Annotated in this window: 19 protein-coding genes; 11 read left to right on the top strand and 8 right to left on the bottom strand. The window is 68.7% G+C overall.

Annotated features, from left to right (window positions below; translation table 11 throughout):
- Positions 1-13 precede the first annotated feature (13 nt).
- From ACTCB7_RS00575 to rimI, 3 genes are read left to right on the top strand one after another with little or no spacing between them, the layout of a single operon-like run.
- Entirely contained in the window at positions 14-325 is a 312-nt protein-coding gene (locus tag ACTCB7_RS00575) for a BolA family protein (protein WP_463005194.1), read from the top strand.
- Positions 315-1,148 (top strand): hypothetical protein, encoded by an 834-nt coding sequence (locus ACTCB7_RS00570; protein ID WP_463005193.1) that lies wholly within the window; start codon positions 315-317, stop codon positions 1,146-1,148. The genes ACTCB7_RS00575 and ACTCB7_RS00570 overlap by 11 nt, the downstream gene beginning before the upstream one ends.
- On the top strand, positions 1,148-1,603 hold the full coding sequence (gene rimI, locus ACTCB7_RS00565; protein ID WP_463005192.1) for a ribosomal protein S18-alanine N-acetyltransferase: 456 nt from the start codon (positions 1,148-1,150) through the stop codon (positions 1,601-1,603). The genes ACTCB7_RS00570 and rimI overlap by 1 nt, the downstream gene beginning before the upstream one ends.
- A 16-nt stretch (positions 1,604-1,619) precedes the next feature.
- Here the strand turns inward: rimI and zapB are convergent, their stop codons facing one another.
- Positions 1,620-1,823, bottom strand: coding sequence for a cell division protein ZapB (zapB, locus tag ACTCB7_RS00560; RefSeq protein ID WP_163648311.1), 204 nt, complete (start codon positions 1,821-1,823; stop codon positions 1,620-1,622).
- A 67-nt stretch (positions 1,824-1,890) separates the two neighbouring features.
- Positions 1,891-2,523 (bottom strand): 16S rRNA (guanine(966)-N(2))-methyltransferase RsmD, encoded by a 633-nt coding sequence (rsmD, locus tag ACTCB7_RS00555; RefSeq protein WP_463005191.1) that lies wholly within the window; start codon positions 2,521-2,523, stop codon positions 1,891-1,893.
- A gap of 89 nt (positions 2,524-2,612) precedes the next feature.
- Here rsmD and ftsY point away from each other — a divergent pair, with 89 nt between their 5' ends.
- The 4 genes from ftsY (at position 2,613) to rpoH (ending at position 6,804) form a co-directional block, all read left to right on the top strand.
- Positions 2,613-4,094, top strand: a complete 1,482-nt coding sequence (ftsY, locus tag ACTCB7_RS00550; protein WP_463005190.1) for a signal recognition particle-docking protein FtsY — start codon at positions 2,613-2,615, stop codon at positions 4,092-4,094.
- Between the two features lie 4 nt (positions 4,095-4,098).
- Positions 4,099-4,782 carry a cell division ATP-binding protein FtsE gene (gene ftsE, locus ACTCB7_RS00545; RefSeq protein ID WP_463005189.1) on the top strand — a complete coding sequence of 228 codons (684 nt, stop codon included), beginning with the start codon at positions 4,099-4,101 and terminating at the stop codon, positions 4,780-4,782.
- Positions 4,779-5,765 (top strand): permease-like cell division protein FtsX, encoded by a 987-nt coding sequence (ftsX, locus tag ACTCB7_RS00540; protein WP_463005188.1) that lies wholly within the window; start codon positions 4,779-4,781, stop codon positions 5,763-5,765. Before ftsE ends, ftsX begins: the two co-directional genes overlap by 4 nt.
- A gap of 169 nt (positions 5,766-5,934) precedes the next feature.
- Positions 5,935-6,804: an RNA polymerase sigma factor RpoH gene (gene rpoH, locus ACTCB7_RS00535; protein WP_463005187.1), complete on the top strand. Its 870-nt coding sequence runs from the start codon at positions 5,935-5,937 to the stop codon at positions 6,802-6,804.
- A 76-nt stretch (positions 6,805-6,880) separates the two neighbouring features.
- Here the strand turns inward: rpoH and slmA are convergent, their stop codons facing one another.
- The 6 genes from slmA to ACTCB7_RS00505 all read right to left on the bottom strand — a co-directional run bounded on the left by slmA (position 6,881) and on the right by ACTCB7_RS00505 (position 13,526).
- Positions 6,881-7,498, bottom strand: coding sequence for a nucleoid occlusion factor SlmA (gene slmA / locus ACTCB7_RS00530; protein WP_463005186.1), 618 nt, complete (start codon positions 7,496-7,498; stop codon positions 6,881-6,883).
- Positions 7,499-7,612: 114 nt separating this feature from the next.
- A complete protein-coding gene (gene argB / locus ACTCB7_RS00525; protein ID WP_463005185.1) occupies positions 7,613-8,530 on the bottom strand; it encodes an acetylglutamate kinase in 918 nt (305 codons plus the stop codon).
- A 62-nt stretch (positions 8,531-8,592) separates the two neighbouring features.
- The gene (locus ACTCB7_RS00520; RefSeq protein ID WP_463005184.1) at positions 8,593-9,975 is read right to left on the bottom strand and encodes a phosphomannomutase/phosphoglucomutase; all 1,383 of its coding nucleotides are present in this window, start codon (positions 9,973-9,975) and stop codon (positions 8,593-8,595) included.
- A gap of 229 nt (positions 9,976-10,204) precedes the next feature.
- Positions 10,205-10,693, bottom strand: coding sequence for a dUTP diphosphatase (gene dut / locus ACTCB7_RS00515; RefSeq protein ID WP_463005183.1), 489 nt, complete (start codon positions 10,691-10,693; stop codon positions 10,205-10,207).
- Entirely contained in the window at positions 10,690-12,012 is a 1,323-nt protein-coding gene (gene coaBC / locus ACTCB7_RS00510; protein WP_463005182.1) for a bifunctional phosphopantothenoylcysteine decarboxylase/phosphopantothenate--cysteine ligase CoaBC, read from the bottom strand. Before coaBC ends, dut begins: the two co-directional genes overlap by 4 nt.
- 68 nt (positions 12,013-12,080) lie before the next feature.
- A complete protein-coding gene (locus ACTCB7_RS00505) occupies positions 12,081-13,526 on the bottom strand; it encodes a mannitol dehydrogenase family protein (protein WP_463005181.1) in 1,446 nt (481 codons plus the stop codon).
- A gap of 216 nt (positions 13,527-13,742) precedes the next feature.
- Here ACTCB7_RS00505 and radC point away from each other — a divergent pair, with 216 nt between their 5' ends.
- From radC to mutM, 4 genes are all read left to right on the top strand, one after another.
- Positions 13,743-14,417 carry a RadC family protein gene (radC, locus tag ACTCB7_RS00500; RefSeq protein WP_463005180.1) on the top strand — a complete coding sequence of 225 codons (675 nt, stop codon included), beginning with the start codon at positions 13,743-13,745 and terminating at the stop codon, positions 14,415-14,417.
- A gap of 193 nt (positions 14,418-14,610) precedes the next feature.
- Positions 14,611-14,847 carry a 50S ribosomal protein L28 gene (gene rpmB / locus ACTCB7_RS00495; RefSeq protein ID WP_163649979.1) on the top strand — a complete coding sequence of 79 codons (237 nt, stop codon included), beginning with the start codon at positions 14,611-14,613 and terminating at the stop codon, positions 14,845-14,847.
- A 15-nt stretch (positions 14,848-14,862) separates the two neighbouring features.
- Positions 14,863-15,018, top strand: a complete 156-nt coding sequence (rpmG, locus tag ACTCB7_RS00490; protein ID WP_016417370.1) for a 50S ribosomal protein L33 — start codon at positions 14,863-14,865, stop codon at positions 15,016-15,018.
- Positions 15,019-15,189: 171 nt separating this feature from the next.
- A complete protein-coding gene (gene mutM, locus ACTCB7_RS00485) occupies positions 15,190-16,005 on the top strand; it encodes a bifunctional DNA-formamidopyrimidine glycosylase/DNA-(apurinic or apyrimidinic site) lyase (RefSeq protein WP_463005179.1) in 816 nt (271 codons plus the stop codon).
- Positions 16,006-16,097 lie beyond the last annotated feature (92 nt).

Raw genomic sequence — 16,097 nt, 5'->3', positions numbered from 1 at the left:
AGGAGGAGTGGTCATGAGTGTTCAGGCACGCATCGAAGAGAAGCTGCACACCCTCGAGCCCGTGCATCTGAGTGTGGAGAACGAAAGTCACAAGCATCACGTGCCGCCGAACTCCGAGACGCACTTCAAGGTGACGCTGGTGTCGACGCGCTTCGAGGGGCTGATGCCGGTCAAACGCCACCAGCAGATCTATGCGCTGCTGGCCGAGGAGCTGTCCGGGCCGGTCCATGCCCTGGCGCTGCACCTCTACACCCCGGCCGAGTGGGATGCCCGCGGCAGCCAGCGCCCCGACTCGCCCAACTGCCGAGGCGGCGGTGGTCGCTGAGCCGCTCGGCGAGCCGCAGCGCTCGCAGTATCTGGAGGCCATGGGGCTGACCGCCTGGGTCGGCCGCTATCGCCTGCCCAATGCCCGCGAGAGCCAGGCCTGCGACTGGCCGGAGCCGTCGCGCGAACCGGCGCGTCCGCCGGCGCAACGCCTGCACGCCCTGCTCGACGAGGCCGCGTCCGAGCCACGCCTGGCGGTGGCGAGCGACGAAGCCCCGGTGGCGCCGCGCACGCACGCCCGGCGGGCCCGGGCCCTGCTGGGCCCTGACGATGAGCCCGCCGAGCCCGAGACACCGCAAGCCGCCCCCGCTGCCACGCAGGCGGACGCCGCTCCGACGCCTGAGGCGCCTCAGGAGGCGCTGCGCTTCGCCCTGCAGGTGGCGGCGCTGGAGGGGCGCTGGCTGATCCTGCTGCCCGGCGAAACGCCTCCCGATGCCCGGGCCCTGCGCCTGCTCGGCAACCTGCTGCAGGCCGCCGGCATCGAGGTCGAGATGCCGGCATTCCAGGCGTTCCGCTGGCCGCTGATGGACGGGCCGAGTGTCGAATCACCGTTGCAGGAGGCGCAGGACGGGCTGCGGGCCTTTATCGACGGGCGTCGTCGGCGGGGCTGGCAGCCTGAACGGGTCCTGCTGTTCGGCGACGACCCCGTGCTGAAGCGGGTGCTGGCGAGCGACGCGGAACACAGCGGGCTGCTGGATCTGCCATTGTGGCAGGGCGAGACGCTGCCGGCCCTGGCGACGTCGGCCGAGGCCAAGCGCGCCCTGTGGCCGCGCCTTGCCGAATGGCGGGCGGCCTGGCGGTCGCTGGAGGGAGTCGTGTCGTGATGCTGGTACTCGAACGGCTGACCCCGGCGGCGCGGGAGGCGCTGGTCGCCGTCGAGCGCGCCGGCCAGGCGCATCCCTGGTCGGAGGCGGCGCTGGCCGACGCGCTGGCATCATCAGCGTACGAACTCTGGGGGGCGTACGACTCGGCGACGGGCACGGAACTGCTCGGCTATGCCGCGCTGTATCGGCTGCCCTTCGAGGCGGAACTGCAGGCGATCACCGTGGCGCCCGGTGCGCGACGCCGGGGCATCGCCCGACTCCTGATCGAGCGACTGCTGGTGCGGGCGGCCGCCTGGCGCAGCGAACGCCTGCTGCTCGAGGTGCGCGCCTCCAACGCGGCGGCGCTGGCGCTGTATGCGGCGATGGGCTTTCGGGAGGACGGGCGGCGGCCGAACTATTATCCTGCCGAGGCGGGGCGGCGGGAGGCGGCCGTATTGATGTCGCGGCCGCTGTAAGCGGCCGCGGCGCGGCTCAGGAAACGGAAGACGTCTCGCTGCCTTCCATCTCGCGAAACTTCTCCAGCAGGCCGCTCAGGCGGCGTTCCCACTCGTCGTGCTGCTGCTTGAGGCGGGCGTTTTCCTCGCGCAGTTCCTCGGCTTCCATCTTCAGCATCTCGAGCGACTCGACCGCATGGGTCACCTTCTGTTCGAGCTGATTGAAAAGTTCGCTACTCATCCGTTTCTCCTGGTCGCTGATCGCGTTCGGGGGCCGTGTCTGCGCAGACTACGCCGTGGCGCGGGGCTCAGCAAGCACCGCCGGCGGGCGGCGGCGTGCGGCGGTAGAGACGGCCGTGCGCGTCGCCCGCGCGGACCTCGCGATACAGCCTCCAGGTGGGGGGCACTTCCGGTGCCAGCTCGGCTTCGTGCTCGGCGTAGATCCAGGCGTCCTCGCTCAGCCAGCCGCCTTCCTCCAGGGCCCTGCAGGTCGGCGCGACATGCCCCTGACGAAACGGCGGGTCGAGAAACACCAGCGCAAAGGGCGCTTCGGCGGGAGCGGCCAGGAAGGACTCGGTCGTGGCGCTGACCAGCCGTGCCGTCACGCCGAGCGTGTCGATGTTGGCCTGCAGGGCCCGGGCCACGGCAGGCTGCGCCTCGACGAACACCGCCTCGGCCGCACCGCGGGACAGCGCCTCGAAGCCCAGCGCGCCGGTACCGGCATAGAGGTCCAGCACCCGGCGCCCGGCGAGCTCGAAGGCCAGCCAGTTGAACAGCGTCTCGCGGACGCGGTCGGGGGTGGGGCGCAGGCCGGGACTGTCGGGCACGCTCAGCAGGCGGCGCTTGAAGCACCCGCCGATCAGGCGCAGCTTGCCGCTGTGCGGGGACGAGGCCCGGGCGTTGCGGCGCGACGCGGGCTTGCGGTGACGATGACGGCTCATGACCGGCGGATTGTACGCGCGCCGTGTCCACAGTGGTAGCGGGGGGTGTTAGGATACGGCGATTGTTTCCGTCCAGGTTTTGACTGCCCATGTTCGGTTTTTTCAAGCGCAAGAAGAAGCAGCAGGAGGCCGCGGAACGCGAGGAGCCGCGGCAGTCGTCGGTCGAGGACCTCGAGGAGGAAGCGCCGGCGGACGCCGCGCCCGACGGCGAGGGCGGCGAGACGCGTGCCGCGCCGGCCGCCGCCGAGGCGGAGGCGGCCGTCCACACGGTGGACCCCGAGGCCGACGAGGTCACCGACTATACCCCCGAGACGCGCGAGCAGGTGGCCGCCCGCGAGGCGCTCGGCGGTGACGTCGCGCCCGGCGAGGCCCGCAGCGCGCTCGAGGAGGCGCCGGTGGACCCCGGTACCGTCCGCGAGTCTCTCGCCGAACCGGCCGGGCGGCCCGCCGATGCGGCTGAGCCGACGCCGGACGAGGAAGCCGTCGAGGATGACACCGTCGCGACGCCGGTACAGCCTGTTGCCGAGCCCGAGCCCGAGCCCGAGCCCGAGCCCGAGCCCGAGCCCGAGCCCGAGCCCGAGCCGCGGGCCGATAGCGCCACTGCCGGCCGCGAGAAGCCGCGCGGCGAGAAGCGGGGCTGGTTGGCGCGTATCCGCGCCGGGCTCGGCAAGACCCGCGCCAACCTGACCGAAGGGCTGGCCGGCCTCTTCCTGGGCAAGAAGCAGATCGACGACGATCTGATGGAAGAGATCGAGACCCAGCTGCTGATGGCGGACGTGGGTATCGAGGCTACCACCGAGATCATCGACAACCTGACCGAGCGCGTCTCGCGCAAGGAGCTCAATGATCCCCAGGCGCTGTATCGCGCCCTGCAGGAAGAGCTCGGCGCGCTGCTGGCGCCGGTGACCACACCGCTGACCCTGCCGCCCAGGGGTGAGGGGCCGTTCGTGATTCTGATGGTCGGCGTCAACGGTGTGGGCAAGACCACCACCATCGGCAAGCTGACCCAGCGCTTCCAGAACGAGGGGCGCAGCGTGATGCTCGCCGCCGGCGACACCTTCCGTGCCGCGGCGGTGGAGCAGCTCAAGGTCTGGGGCGAGCGCAATTCGGTGCCGGTGATCGCCCAGCACACCGGCGCCGACAGCGCCTCGGTGATCTACGACGCGCTGGCTGCCGCCAGGGCGCGTGGCGTCGACGTGCTGATCGCCGATACCGCCGGTCGCCTGCACAACAAGAGTCACCTGATGGAGGAGCTCAAGAAGGTCCAGCGGGTGATGGCCAAGCTCGACGCCGAGGCCCCGCACGAGGTGATGCTGGTGCTGGACGCCGGCACCGGCCAGAACGCCCTGGCCCAGGCCCAGACCTTCAACGAGGCGATTCCGGTCACCGGCATCACCCTGACCAAGCTCGACGGCACCGCCAAGGGCGGGATCATCTTCGCGCTGGCCAAGCAGCTGGCCACGCCGATCCGCTTCATCGGCGTCGGCGAGTCGCTCGACGACCTGCGGCCCTTCGCCGCCGACGACTTCGTGACGGCCCTGTTCGATCGCGACGAGCCGGCGGATTCGTGAACGCATGATCGCCTTCGAACACGTCGGCAAGCGTTACGGCGGGCGCTACGAGGCGCTCGCCGACATCAACTTCCGCATCACCCGCGGCGAAATGCTGTTCCTGACCGGTCACTCCGGGGCCGGCAAGAGCTCGCTGCTGCGGCTGATCATGCGCCTCGAACGGCCGTCCCGGGGGCGGCTGCTGGTGGCCGGGCACGACATCGACCGCCTGCACGCCAGCCAGATTCCCTACTACCGGCGCCAGATCGGCGTGGTCTTCCAGGACCACCAGCTGCTGTTCGATCGCGATGTCTTTGCCAATGTCGCCCTGCCGCTGGCGATCCAGGGGGTCGAGCCGCACGAGTCGGCCCGGCGGGTCCGGGCGGCGCTCGACAAGGTGGGCCTGCTGCACCGCGAGCGGGCCCTGCCCATCGAGCTCTCCACGGGCGAGCAGCAGCGCGTGGGCATCGCCCGGGCGGTGGTCAACAAGCCGCCGCTGCTGCTCGCCGACGAGCCCACCGGCAATCTCGATCCCCAGCTGTCCGCCGATATCATGCGCCTGTTCGAGGAATTCAATCGCATCGGCACCACGGTGCTGGTGGCCAGTCACGACCTGGCGCTGATCGCGCGGTTGCGGCATCGCGTGCTGCGCCTGCGGGAAGGGCGCCTGGTCAGCGATGAGCAGGTCGGCGACGGGGAGGGCGCATGAAGAAGGCATCGGGGTCTCGTCAGTCGCCGCCGCGGCGCGGGGCGCGCAGCCGGCGAGCGGGTATCGACAGTCGCGCTCGTGCCTGGCTGCGCCATCATCGGGCCGTGGGGCTCGACAGCGCCCGGCGCCTGCTGCGCCATCCACTGAGCAGCCTGTTGACCATGCTCGCCATCGGCATCGCCCTGGTGCTGCCGGCCGGACTGTGGCTGACGCTGTCCGGTGCCGACGACGTCGGCCGGCGGCTGCAGGACAGCGCCACACTCACCGTCTACCTGTCACCCTCGGTCAGCGAGAGCCGGGCCATGACAGTCGCCGACACCCTGAGACGCCACCCCGACGTGGCGAGCGCCCGGCTGATCACCGCCGCCGAGGGGGCGGCCGAATTCCAGCAGGCGCTGGGGCTCGAGGACGCCCTGGCCGAGCTCGACGACAACCCGCTGCCGGCCAGCGTGGTGATTTCGCCCGTCGATACCTCGCCCGCGGCGGTGCGGGACCTCGGTGACCAGCTCGAGGCGGTCGAGGGAGTCGACGAGGTGCGTGTCGACCTGGCCTGGCTGGAGCGTCTGCGGCGGCTGGCGGCGTTCGGGCGTCGGCTGACGCTGGCGCTTGGGGGGCTGTTCGGGCTCGGTGCTCTGCTGGTGGTGGGCAATACGATTCGCCTGTCGGTGGAGAGCCGCCGCCGGGAGATCGAGGTGGTGACGCTGATCGGCGCCACCCATGCCTTCGTGCGCCGCCCCTTCCTCTACAGCGGTGCCTGGTACGGCCTGGGGGGCGGCGTGGTCGCCTGGCTGCTGCTGGCGCTGGGCGGGCGCTGGCTGGCGGCGCCGCTGCACGAGCTGGCCCAGAGCTACGGCGCGCACTTCGGCATGCCCGCCCTGGGCTGGCAAGGCTCAACAATGCTCCTGCTTTCGAGTACACTGGTGGGCTGGCTGGGCGGCTGGATCGCCGTGCATCGTCACCTGGCCGACATGCGCCCACGCTAGACTCGGATCAAGAAACTCCCTGTACAGGTGCCCCGGCGGCTTGCACGAAAGTTGAACTTCTTTCTACGCTGAGGGTCCGAGGTTGGGGAAACAAGGTTAGAACACTAACGGTTACCGGATCGAGGTCACGCGGCATCGATCCTTCAAGGGCAACATGGAGACATCTTGCATGAGCACAAGTCTTCAGCCTATTGGCCAGCTTTCACCCGGCCATGACCTGAACGGCTACATTCAGGCAGTCAACAGCATTTCGGTGCTGACCGCCGACGAGGAGCGCGAGCTCGCCTTCCGCCTGCACGAGGAGAACGACCTCGAGGCGGCGCGCCGGCTGGTCATGGCCCACCTGCGTTTCGTCGTGCACATCGCCCGCAGCTATTCCGGCTACGGCCTGCCCCAGGCCGACCTGATTCAGGAAGGCAACGTCGGGCTGATGAAGGCCGTCAAGCGCTTCGACCCCAACCAGGGCGTACGGCTGGTGTCGTTCGCCGTGCACTGGATCAAGGCCGAGATTCACGAGTTCGTGCTGCGAAACTGGCGCATCGTCAAGGTGGCGACCACCAAGGCGCAGCGCAAGCTGTTCTTCAACCTGCGCAGCGCCAAGAAGCGCCTGGCCTGGCTGAACAGCGATGAGGTCGATGCCATCGCCAAGGATCTCGACGTCAAGCCCGAGGTGGTGCGCGAGATGGAAGGTCGCCTGTCCGCGTTCGACGCCGGCTTCGACGCCTCGCCCAGTGAGGAGGAGGAGCAGGGCTACCAGGCGCCGGCCCATTACCTCGACGATGCCAGCTACGACCCGGCGACCCAGCTCGAGGACAGTGACTGGGAGGCCGACTCGACCCGCCGCCTGCAGGACGCGCTGGCGAGCCTCGACGACCGCTCCCGCGACATCCTGCAGCGCCGCTGGCTGGCCGAGAACAAGGCGACGCTGCACGAACTGGCGGACGTCTACGGCGTATCGGCTGAGCGCATCCGCCAGCTGGAGAAGAACGCCATGAAGAAGATTCGCCAGCAGCTCGGCGAGATGACAATGGCGGCCTGATTCCGGCTTCCGTGTTGCCCCGCATGATGAACGACGCCCGGCTCCAGGCCGGGCGTCGTCGTTTTCAGGATCTTGATCAGCCGGCCTGGGGCTGGGCGACGCCGGCCAGCAGCTCTCGGGACAGGTGTGCCCACTGGGTGTCCCACTGTTCGGTGGGGCGGCGCCGGAAGTCGCTGCGCACGTACTGGCCGATACGCCCCTCGGCGTAGGCCAGCAGCAGGTTGGCGGCGGCGGGGACCGGCATCGAGGGGCGCATCCCCTCGCGCAGCTCGGCCTCGCGCAGTACCTGCTTGAGCTGGGTTTCCAGGCGCTCGAAGAGCTGGCCCATGCGTACCCGCAGCCGGGCGGTCTCGCCGGTCAGGGCGTCGCCGTTGAGCAGCCGGCACAGTCCCGGGTTCTTCTCGGCGAAGCCCAGCAGCAGCATGAGGATATGCTGACAGCGGGGCAGGGCCTCCTGAGTGTCGTCGAGGATCAACCGGATGCGCTCGAACAGGGTCGACTCGATGAATTCAATCAGCCCCTCGAACATCCGCGCCTTGCTGGGAAAGTGGCGGTACAGCGCGGCTTCGCTGACGCCGACCTGGCGGGCCAGCGAGGCCGTGGTGATGCGCTTGCCGCTGTCCTCCTCGAGCATCAGCGCCAACGCCTGGAGGATCTGCTCGCGGCGGTTCTGCTTGGTGGTTACCTGCGTCATGAGGATTCTTCTAATATTTTATGATGTCCCCAATCGTACTGGCGGGTCTGCCTGGTAGCAAACCATGCTCAGGCGTTTTCGGCAGCAGCGGTCATCCTGCCGTCGGGCGGTGTGTCAGGCCGTCTCCCCGGGTGCCGGCTGATTCGAGATCAGCGTGCCGACCCCGGCGTTGGTGAAGATCTCCAGCAGGGTGGCGTGCGGCACGCGGCCATCGATGATGTGCGAGCTGGCCACGCCGCCTTTCACCGCTTCCAGAGCGCAGCGGATTTTGGGCAGCATGCCGCCGTGGATGGTGCCGTCACTGATCAGGGCGTCGACCTGCTCGGTGGTCAGTCCGGTGAGCACCTCGCCTCCGGCGTCCATCAGGCCGGCGACGTTGGTCAGCAGCATCAGTTTCTCGGCCTGGAGTGCCTCGGCGACCTTGCCGGCCACCAGGTCGGCGTTGATGTTGTAGCTGCGGCCCTCGGCGTCGACGCCGATCGGCGCGATGACCGGGATGAAGTCGCGGGCGGTGAGCATCTCGATCAGGTCCGTGGAGATGTGTTCGACCTCGCCGACGTGGCCGATGTCGATGATTTCCGAGGCGGCCATCTCGGGCGTCTTGTGCTCGACCTTGAGCTGGCGGGCGCGAATCTGAGCGCCGTCCTTGCCGGTCAGGCCGATGGCCTTGCCGCCGCACTGGTTGATCAGGTTGACGATGCTCTTGTTGACCAGCCCGCCGAGTACCATCTCGACCACATCCATTGTCTCGGCATCGGTGACCCGCATGCCGTTGACGAAGCGTGACTCGATCTGGAGCTTGGCGAGCAGCTCGCCGATCTGCGGGCCGCCGCCGTGGACCACCACCGGATTGATGCCGACCTCCTTCATCAGCACCATGTCGCGGGCGAAGGAGTCGATCAGGGTATCCTCGGTCATGGCGTTGCCGCCGTACTTGACGACCACGGTCTTGCCGGAGAAGCGCTGGATGTAGGGCAGCGCCTCGGAGAGCACCTCGACGACGAGGCGGGGATCGCGGGGTTGTTCGCTCATGGGCGATCGGTCTCCTCAGGATGGGGGCGCCGCCGGCCCTCAGGCCGGCGGCGGGGTGGGGATCAGAACGGCAGTTCGGCGTCCGGGGCGACCTGCTTGAGGGCGTCGCGGAAGCACCCCTGGATGCGCTCGAGCGCTTCCTGGCTCTTGCCTTCGAAGCGCAGCACCAGCACCGGCGTGGTATTGGAGGCGCGGCACAGACCCCAGCCGTCCGGGTAGTCGACGCGGATGCCGTCGAGGGTGGTCTTGACGCCGTCGTTGCCGAAGTCGCCCTCGCGCGCCAGCTTGTCGACGATCGCGAACTTGTTGTCGTCGGTGACCTTGACGTTGAGTTCCGGGGTGCCGAGATCCTGCGGGAAGTGCGCGAAGAAGGCATCGGCGTCGCCGGACTGCTTGGAGAGAATTTCCAGCAGTCGCGCGGCGCCGTAGAGGCCGTCATCGAAGCCGTACCAGCGCTCCTTGAAGAAGATATGCCCGCTCATCTCACCGGCGAGCTGCGCGCCGGTTTCCTTCATGCGCGCCTTGATCAGCGAGTGGCCGGTGCGCCACATCTCCGGCTCGCCCCCGGCCTCGTCGATCACCTTGGCGAGGTTGCCGGTGCACTTGACGTCGAAGATCACCTTGGCGCCCGGATTGCGGGTGAGCATGTCCTCGGCGAAGGCCATCATCAGCCGGTCGGGATAGATCACCTCCCCCTTGGGGGTGACCACGCCGAGGCGGTCGCCGTCGCCGTCGAAGGCCAGGCCGATGTCGGCGTTGGTCTCCTTGACGGTGCGGATCACGTCCTCGAGGTTCTCGAGCTTGCCCGGGTCCGGGTGGTGGTTGGGGAAGTCGCCGTCGATCTCGTCGAACAGGGTCACGGTCTCGGCGCCGAGGCGCGCGACCAGCTGGGGCCCCAGCTCGCCGGCCACGCCGTTGCCGCAATCGACCACCGCCTTGATCGGGCCGGCCAGCTTGACGTCGCCGAGGATACGATCGAGATAGGCGTCACGCACGTCGTGCTCGCGAACGCTGCCCTCGCCGTGGGTCAGGTTGTCGTCGACGATGCGCTGGTACAACGCGGTGATGGCGTCGCCGGAGAGCGTCTCGCCACCCAGCACGATCTTGAAACCGTTGTACTCGGGCGGGTTGTGACTGCCGGTGACCATCACGCCGGAAGCGCTGCCCTCGAGGGTGTGCGTGGCGAAGTAGAGCACTGGCGTGGGCACCATGCCGATGTCGATGACGTCGCGGCCGGCGGCGGTCAGTCCCTTGATCAGTGCGGCCTGCAGGCGCGGCCCCGAATGGCGGCCGTCGCGGGCGACGATGACGGTCTGCTCGCCGCGCTCGGCGGCCTCGCTGCCGATGGCCCGGCCGATCAGCTCGACATTGGCCTCGGTCAGGGTGTCATCGACGGTGCCGCGGATGTCGTAGGCACGGAAGATGGATGGGGTGATATCGCTCATGGGTCCCTCCTTGGTCATGGGATGCAAAACGAACGAGGCGGATGGTCGTCCGCCGGTGGTGGGCCGCCCTCGGCGGCCCGGTCTGCCTAGGCTTTGTCTGAAAACTGGCTGCGCTCGACCATGCTGCGTTAAAAATCATCTCAAAATGCTCATTTACACCCCGTAAACTCCGCTTTTTCGCTGATTTTTGCCTTGCCTGGTCGTCGCTCGCCGACTTTTCGGACAAACCCTAGTGTCGGCCGGAGTGGCCGAAGCCCCCCTCGCCGCGCTGGCTGGCGGCGAAGTCGTCGACCACCGTGACGTCGGCCTGCACGACCGGCACCAGCACGAACTGGGCCAGGCGCTCGCCGGGCTCGAGCACGAAGGGCTCGCGGCCACGGTTCCAGACCGAGACCATCAGCTCGCCCTGGTAGTCGGAATCGATCAGCCCCACCAGGTTGCCCAGCACGATGCCGTGCTTGTGGCCCAGCCCCGAGCGCGGCAGGATCATGCCGGCGAGCCCGGGATCGGCAATGTGCACGGCCAGGCCGGTGCGCACCAGTTCGCAGTCGCCCGGCGCGAGCTCGAGAGGCGCGTCGAGCAGGGCGCGCAGGTCCATGCCGGCGCTGCCGGTGGTGGCGTAGTGCGGCAGCGGGTAGGCGTGGACGCGCTCGTCGAGTACCTTCACGGCCAGTTGCGGGCGGGTGGCTTGCGGGGGCGGGGAAACGGTGTCGTTCATGGGGAGTCCTGTCGGGACGCGGAAGCATTCGTGGAAGCACGCTCGCGAAAGCGTGCGATGACCTGGTCGATCACGGCCTCGGCCAGCGCGGCCTTGGACTGGGCCGGCAGCTCGCGACGCCCCTCGCTGCCCTGAGCCCCGCGCCACAGCATCAGCGCGGCGTTGCGGTCCGAACCGAAGCCCAGTCCGGCGCGCGAGACGTCGTTGGCGACGATCATGTCGAGGTTCTTGCGGGCGAGCTTGTCACGGGCATAGGCCTCGAGGTCGCGGGTCTCGGCGGCGAAACCGACCACGAAGGGGCGTGGGGTCTCGGCGGCGATCGTGGCGATGATGTCGGGGTTCTTGACCAGTTCCAGGGTCAGGGTGTCCTGGCCGTCGGTCTTCTTGATCTTGTGCTCGGCGGGGCGGGCGGCACGGTAGTCGGCAACCGCCGCGCAGCCGATGAAGACATCGCTGTCGGCGACGGCCTCGCGGGTGGCCTCGAGCATCTCCTCGGCCGAGGTGACGTCGACGCGCTCGACCCCGGCGGGCGTTCCCAGGGCCACCGGGCCACTGATCAGGCGCACCCGGGCGCCGCGGGCGGCCGCCGCGGCGGCCAGCGCATAGCCCATCTTGCCGGAACTGTGGTTCGAGAGGTAACGCACCGGGTCGAGCGCCTCGCGGGTCGGGCCGGCGGTGAGGGTGATGGTCAGGTCGGCCGCGTCGGTATCGCCGGCTGCCGGATCGGTGGGTACGGCATCGGGCGACACGTCAGGCACGTCGTCGGGCGTCGAAAGGAGCCGCTCGACGATCGTCTCGGGCTCGAGCATGCGCCCGGCGCCGACGTCACCGCAGGCCTGGTCGCCGCTGTCGGGGCCCAGCAGGCGCCAGCCGTAGCCCGCGAGGCGACGGGCGTTGTCGCGGGTCGCCGGGTGTGCCCACATCGCCTGATTCATCGCCGGGGCCATCACGCAGTCGGCGCCGGTGGCCAGGCACAGGGTGGTGAGCAGGTCGTCGGCGTGGCCGTGGGCCAGGCGCGCCATCAGGTCGGCCGTGGCGGGTGCGATCAGCACCAGCTCCGCCCAGCGGGCCAGCTCGATGTGGCCCATCCCGGCTTCCGCCTCGGGGTCGAGCAGCGAGGTGCGCACCGCCTCGCCGGTCAGCGCCTGGAGGGTCAGCGGCGCGATGAAGGCCTGGGCGCCCTCGGTCATCACCACGCGCACCTCGGCGCCCGCCTTCTTGAGCAGGCGCGCGAGCACGGCGCTCTTGTAGGCGGCGATGCCGCCGCTGATGCCCAGCAGGATACGCTTTCCGGCCAGGGGCGGCCCGAAACCCGACATGACGGTTCACCTTCGAGAATGAAAGGGCAACTTTACCATTTCGCGGGGCGCGGTGCGTAATGTCGGCGTCAGCCCAGCCGGCGGATCGCGGCCTCCACGCCGCTCTCGTTCAGTGCGCGGTAGGCATCGAGCACCGCCCCGGAGAAGCGGGTATTCCCGGCCAGCTCGCGCGGGACGATGGCATCGAGGGCGAGAAAGGCCGCGACCAATGCGGCCGGTTCCTGGTGTGCCTCGTGCAGGGCGGCGAAGGTCTCGGCCATGGGGTCGTTCACCGGGTGGCTCTCGCCCGCCAGGTTGTTGCCGGCGGTGTAGCGAATCCAGGCCGCCACGCCGAGCGCCGTGCAGGCGACGTCGCCGCCGGCGTCGATCCTTGCCCGGGCACCGGCGAGCCAGCGCTGGTGCAGCTTCTGCGAGCCGTCCATGGCGATCTGCTGCAGGCGGTGATGAAGGCTGTCGTTGGCGAAGCGCGCGAGCAGGTTCGCCGCGTAGGCATCGAGGTCGGTGCCCGCCGGCAGGGTCAGCGTCGGCGCGGCTTCCTCACCCATGTAGCGGTGCAGCAGCCCGACGAACTGGTGACGACCCACGGCCTCGCTGACGGTCTCGATACCCGCCAGCGCCCCCAGGTAGGCGAGCAGCGAGTGACTGCCGTTGAGCAGGCGCAGCTTCATGGCTTCGAAGGGCGCGACGTCGGCGACCATCTGCACGCCGTCATGCTCCCAGTCGGGACGGCCCTGCGGGAAGTCGTCCTCGATCACCCATTGGCTGAAGGCCTCGCAGACCACCGCCGCCGGGTCGTCTGCGCCCAGCGCCGCGAGGCGCGCGACGTCGTCGTCGGTCATCGCCGGTACGATGCGGTCGACCATGCTGCAGGGAAAGGCGACGTGCTCGGCGATCCACTCGGCGAGGCCTTCGTCGCGATGGCGCGCCAGCTCGATCACCGCGCGGCGAACGCGCCTGCCGTTGTCCGGTATGTTGTCGCAGCTGAGTACCGTGAAGGCCGGCGTGCCGGCGGCACGGCGGCGGGCCAGCGCCTCGACGAGCATCCCCGGGGCGCTGTGCGGTATGGCGGGCTCGGCGATGTCGTGGGCGATCGGCGGGGCGTCGACGAGCAGACGGCCGTCGGCGGGACTCAGATGGTAGCCCTTCTCGGTGACGGTCAGGGTGACGATGCGCACGCCCGGTTCGCTCATGCGGGCCAGCAGGGCCTCGAGGTCGGCGCCGTCGGGACCGGCGTAGAGCGTCTCGCGGATCGCGCCGATCTCGCGCAGCGTGACATGCGCGCGGTCGGCGTATTCGGCGACGTGGTAGCGCCGGTCGCGCTGGCGCATCAGTTCGACGAGCCGGCGGTTGGAACGGATGTTGGCGCTGATGATGCCCCAGTCCCCGCCGCCGTGGCGCGCCAGGTTGCGCTCGACGTAGACCGCCTGGTGGGCGCGGTGGAAGGCACCCAGGCCGAGGTGGACGATACCCGACCGGGCGTCTGCATACTGGCTGCCCACCCTGTGAAGTGCCATCTCCTGACTCCTTGTCGCGCTGGTCGCCGCGTATCCCATGCCAGGCGATGGCCGTGGGCGGCCTCAGTATAGAGGCCGCTTGCCCGGGAGCAGGCCTGTCGTGCCGGAAGCGCCGACAACGCCACCTGGGTGAGGTGTGTATTTATTTATGCATCATTGCTGATATTCTGCGTGAGGATGCCGTGAACACACCCGGAGCTGGAGTGGAGGGAGCCGATGGGGATTCGTGACTGGCCGGAGGGCGAGCGCCCTCGCGAGAAGCTGCTGAGCCTGGGGGCGGATGCGCTCAGCGATGCCGAACTGCTGGCCATCTTCCTGCGGGTGGGGGTGAAGGGGCGTTCGGCGGTGGATCTGGCGCGGGATCTGCTCGGCGCCTTCGGTGGCCTGCGGCCGCTGCTGGAAGCCGATCGCCAGCGTTTCTGCGCCGAGCACGGCCTGGGCGAGGCCAAGTACGTGCAGCTCCAGGCGGTACTCGAACTGTCCCGCCGGCACCTGGCCAGTCAGCTCGAGCGTGGCGGGGCGCTAACCTCGCCGTCGCTGGTGCGCAGCTACCTGGCGTCGCAGTTGCGTCATCTCGGGCACGAGGAGTTCGCCGCCCTGTTTCTGGATACTCAGCATCGGGTGATCCGTTTCGAGTCGCTGTCCCGCGGCACGCTGGACAGTGCCTCGGTCTATCCGCGCGAAGTCGCCAAACGGGCCTTGGCGCTGGGGGCCGGCGCCCTGATCTTCGCCCACAATCATCCCTCGGGGGTGGCCGAGCCCAGCGACGCCGACCGGCGCATCACCACCCGGCTGCAGGAGGCGCTGGCGCTGTTCGAGATCCGCGTACTCGATCATTTCGTGATCGGCGACGGCGAGGTGGTGTCGTTCGCCGAGCGCGGCTGGCTGTAGCGTCGGCGTCGAGGGGAAGCCGGCAGACGTTTTCGTCGCCATTTCCGGTTGCCGGAAGACGGGGTCTCTGGTATAAAGTACGCCCTTTGACTTCCTTGGGTTAATTAAGGGGCGGAAGGCGGTTACCTGCCATTCTCTCTTCCCGGTTTGCCCGACAGGTTTTGAACAACTCGCCCAGCGGTTGGAGGCTCTCATGTCCAAAGTATGTCAGGTTACCGGCAAGCGTCCGGTGACTGGTAACAACGTATCCCACTCCCAGCGCAAGACGCGTCGTCGTTTCGTGCCGAACCTGCACACCCACCGTTTCTGGGTGGAAGCCGAGAAGCGCTTCGTCAAGCTGCGTGTTTCCTCCAAGGGCATGCGCATCATCGACAAGAAGGGCATCGAGGCGGTGCTGACCGATATTCGCAAGCGCGGCGAGCGCATCTAAGGGGAGACGAGACTCATGCGTGACAAGATCAAGTTGGTGTCCAGCGCCGGTACCGGCCACTTCTACACCACCGACAAGAACAAGCGGAACACCCCGGACAAGCTCGAATTCAAGAAGTACGATCCGGTGGTCCGCAAGCACGTGATGTACAAGGAAGCCAAGATCAAGTAACGCGTTGCCGTCGAACGCGGCGCCTTTTGCGGTGGCGCGATCCGGCACGTGAAGCTGTGCTTCCGCCGCAGGCGTGTTGCGCCTGCCGAGAAAGACCCGGCCTTGCCGGGTCTTTTCGTCTCTGCTCGCTATATGACTTGCCCTCTCCTCGGTTCGTGACGGAGTCTCTCCATGCCCGAGTTGCCCGAAGTCGAGACTACCCGCCGCGGCATCGCGCCGTACCTGCAAGGCCGCGAGATCCGCGAGGTGATCGTGCGCGAGCGCCGTCTGCGCACCCCGGTGCCGGTGGATCTCGAGGACGCACTCGTCGGCCGCCAAATCGGCGAGCCGGGTCGCCGCGCCAAGTATCTGACGATCCCCGTGGGCACGCGCACCCTGCTGTGGCATCTGGGCATGTCGGGCAGCCTGCGCATCGCCCGGCTGGGCGAGCTGCCGAAGAAGCACGACCATGTCGACCTGGTGGTCGATGACGGGGTCATCCTGCGCTATCACGACCCGCGCCGCTTCGGCTTCGTCGACTGGTTGCGCGGCGGGGTGAGCGATGACCCGCGCCTGGCCAGGCTGGGGCCGGAACCGCTGTCGCCGGACTTCGACGGCGAACGTCTGTATCGGCTGTCCCGCGGCCGGCGCCTGGCGGTCAAGCCGTTTCTGATGGACAACGCCGTGGTGGTGGGCGTGGGCAATATCTATGCCGCCGAGGCACTGTTTCTGGCCGGCATCGATCCGCGCCGACCGGCCGGGCGTATCGCGGGGGAGCGCTACGCGCGACTGGCCGAGGCCGTCCGCGAGGTGCTCGCCGCGGCCATCACCCAGGGCGGCACCACGCTGCGTGACTTCGTCAGCGGCGTGGGCGAGCCCGGCTACTTCGCCCAGCGCCTCAATGTCTACGGGCGCGCCGGCGAACCCTGCCGCCGCTGTGGCGGTGAACTGCGCAACGTCACCCTGGGGCAGCGGGCCAGCGTGTTCTGTCCGCGCTGCCAGAGTTGAGTAACAACGCAAATGCCTGCGCAGGCAAATCGCTGCGTTGCGCGGTGCTCGAAATCCTCACCTATAACTCATAGGCTCCGGTTTCTGTGCTC

This window comes from Modicisalibacter sp. (genome assembly GCF_055145905.1).
Note: the sequence above shows the minus strand (reverse complement) of the source record. Positions and strands in the feature narration are given on the sequence as shown.

What these genes read in the sequence shown, in the direction of transcription:
- ACTCB7_RS00575 (WP_463005194.1), top strand. Translation starts at nt 14, where the DNA reads ATGAGTGTTCAGGCACGCATCGAAGAGAAGCTGCACACCCTCGAGCCC.
- rimI (WP_463005192.1), top strand. Translation starts at nt 1,148, where the DNA reads ATGCTGGTACTCGAACGGCTGACCCCGGCGGCGCGGGAGGCGCTGGTC.
- zapB (WP_163648311.1), bottom strand. Translation starts at nt 1,823, where the DNA reads ATGAGTAGCGAACTTTTCAATCAGCTCGAACAGAAGGTGACCCATGCG.
- rsmD (WP_463005191.1), bottom strand. Translation starts at nt 2,523, where the DNA reads ATGAGCCGTCATCGTCACCGCAAGCCCGCGTCGCGCCGCAACGCCCGG.
- ftsY (WP_463005190.1), top strand. Translation starts at nt 2,613, where the DNA reads ATGTTCGGTTTTTTCAAGCGCAAGAAGAAGCAGCAGGAGGCCGCGGAA.
- ftsE (WP_463005189.1), top strand. Translation starts at nt 4,099, where the DNA reads ATGATCGCCTTCGAACACGTCGGCAAGCGTTACGGCGGGCGCTACGAG.
- ftsX (WP_463005188.1), top strand. Translation starts at nt 4,779, where the DNA reads ATGAAGAAGGCATCGGGGTCTCGTCAGTCGCCGCCGCGGCGCGGGGCG.
- rpoH (WP_463005187.1), top strand. Translation starts at nt 5,935, where the DNA reads ATGAGCACAAGTCTTCAGCCTATTGGCCAGCTTTCACCCGGCCATGAC.
- slmA (WP_463005186.1), bottom strand. Translation starts at nt 7,498, where the DNA reads ATGACGCAGGTAACCACCAAGCAGAACCGCCGCGAGCAGATCCTCCAG.
- argB (WP_463005185.1), bottom strand. Translation starts at nt 8,530, where the DNA reads ATGAGCGAACAACCCCGCGATCCCCGCCTCGTCGTCGAGGTGCTCTCC.
- ACTCB7_RS00520 (WP_463005184.1), bottom strand. Translation starts at nt 9,975, where the DNA reads ATGAGCGATATCACCCCATCCATCTTCCGTGCCTACGACATCCGCGGC.
- dut (WP_463005183.1), bottom strand. Translation starts at nt 10,693, where the DNA reads ATGAACGACACCGTTTCCCCGCCCCCGCAAGCCACCCGCCCGCAACTG.
- coaBC (WP_463005182.1), bottom strand. Translation starts at nt 12,012, where the DNA reads ATGTCGGGTTTCGGGCCGCCCCTGGCCGGAAAGCGTATCCTGCTGGGC.
- ACTCB7_RS00505 (WP_463005181.1), bottom strand. Translation starts at nt 13,526, where the DNA reads ATGGCACTTCACAGGGTGGGCAGCCAGTATGCAGACGCCCGGTCGGGT.
- radC (WP_463005180.1), top strand. Translation starts at nt 13,743, where the DNA reads ATGGGGATTCGTGACTGGCCGGAGGGCGAGCGCCCTCGCGAGAAGCTG.
- rpmB (WP_163649979.1), top strand. Translation starts at nt 14,611, where the DNA reads ATGTCCAAAGTATGTCAGGTTACCGGCAAGCGTCCGGTGACTGGTAAC.
- rpmG (WP_016417370.1), top strand. Translation starts at nt 14,863, where the DNA reads ATGCGTGACAAGATCAAGTTGGTGTCCAGCGCCGGTACCGGCCACTTC.
- mutM (WP_463005179.1), top strand. Translation starts at nt 15,190, where the DNA reads ATGCCCGAGTTGCCCGAAGTCGAGACTACCCGCCGCGGCATCGCGCCG.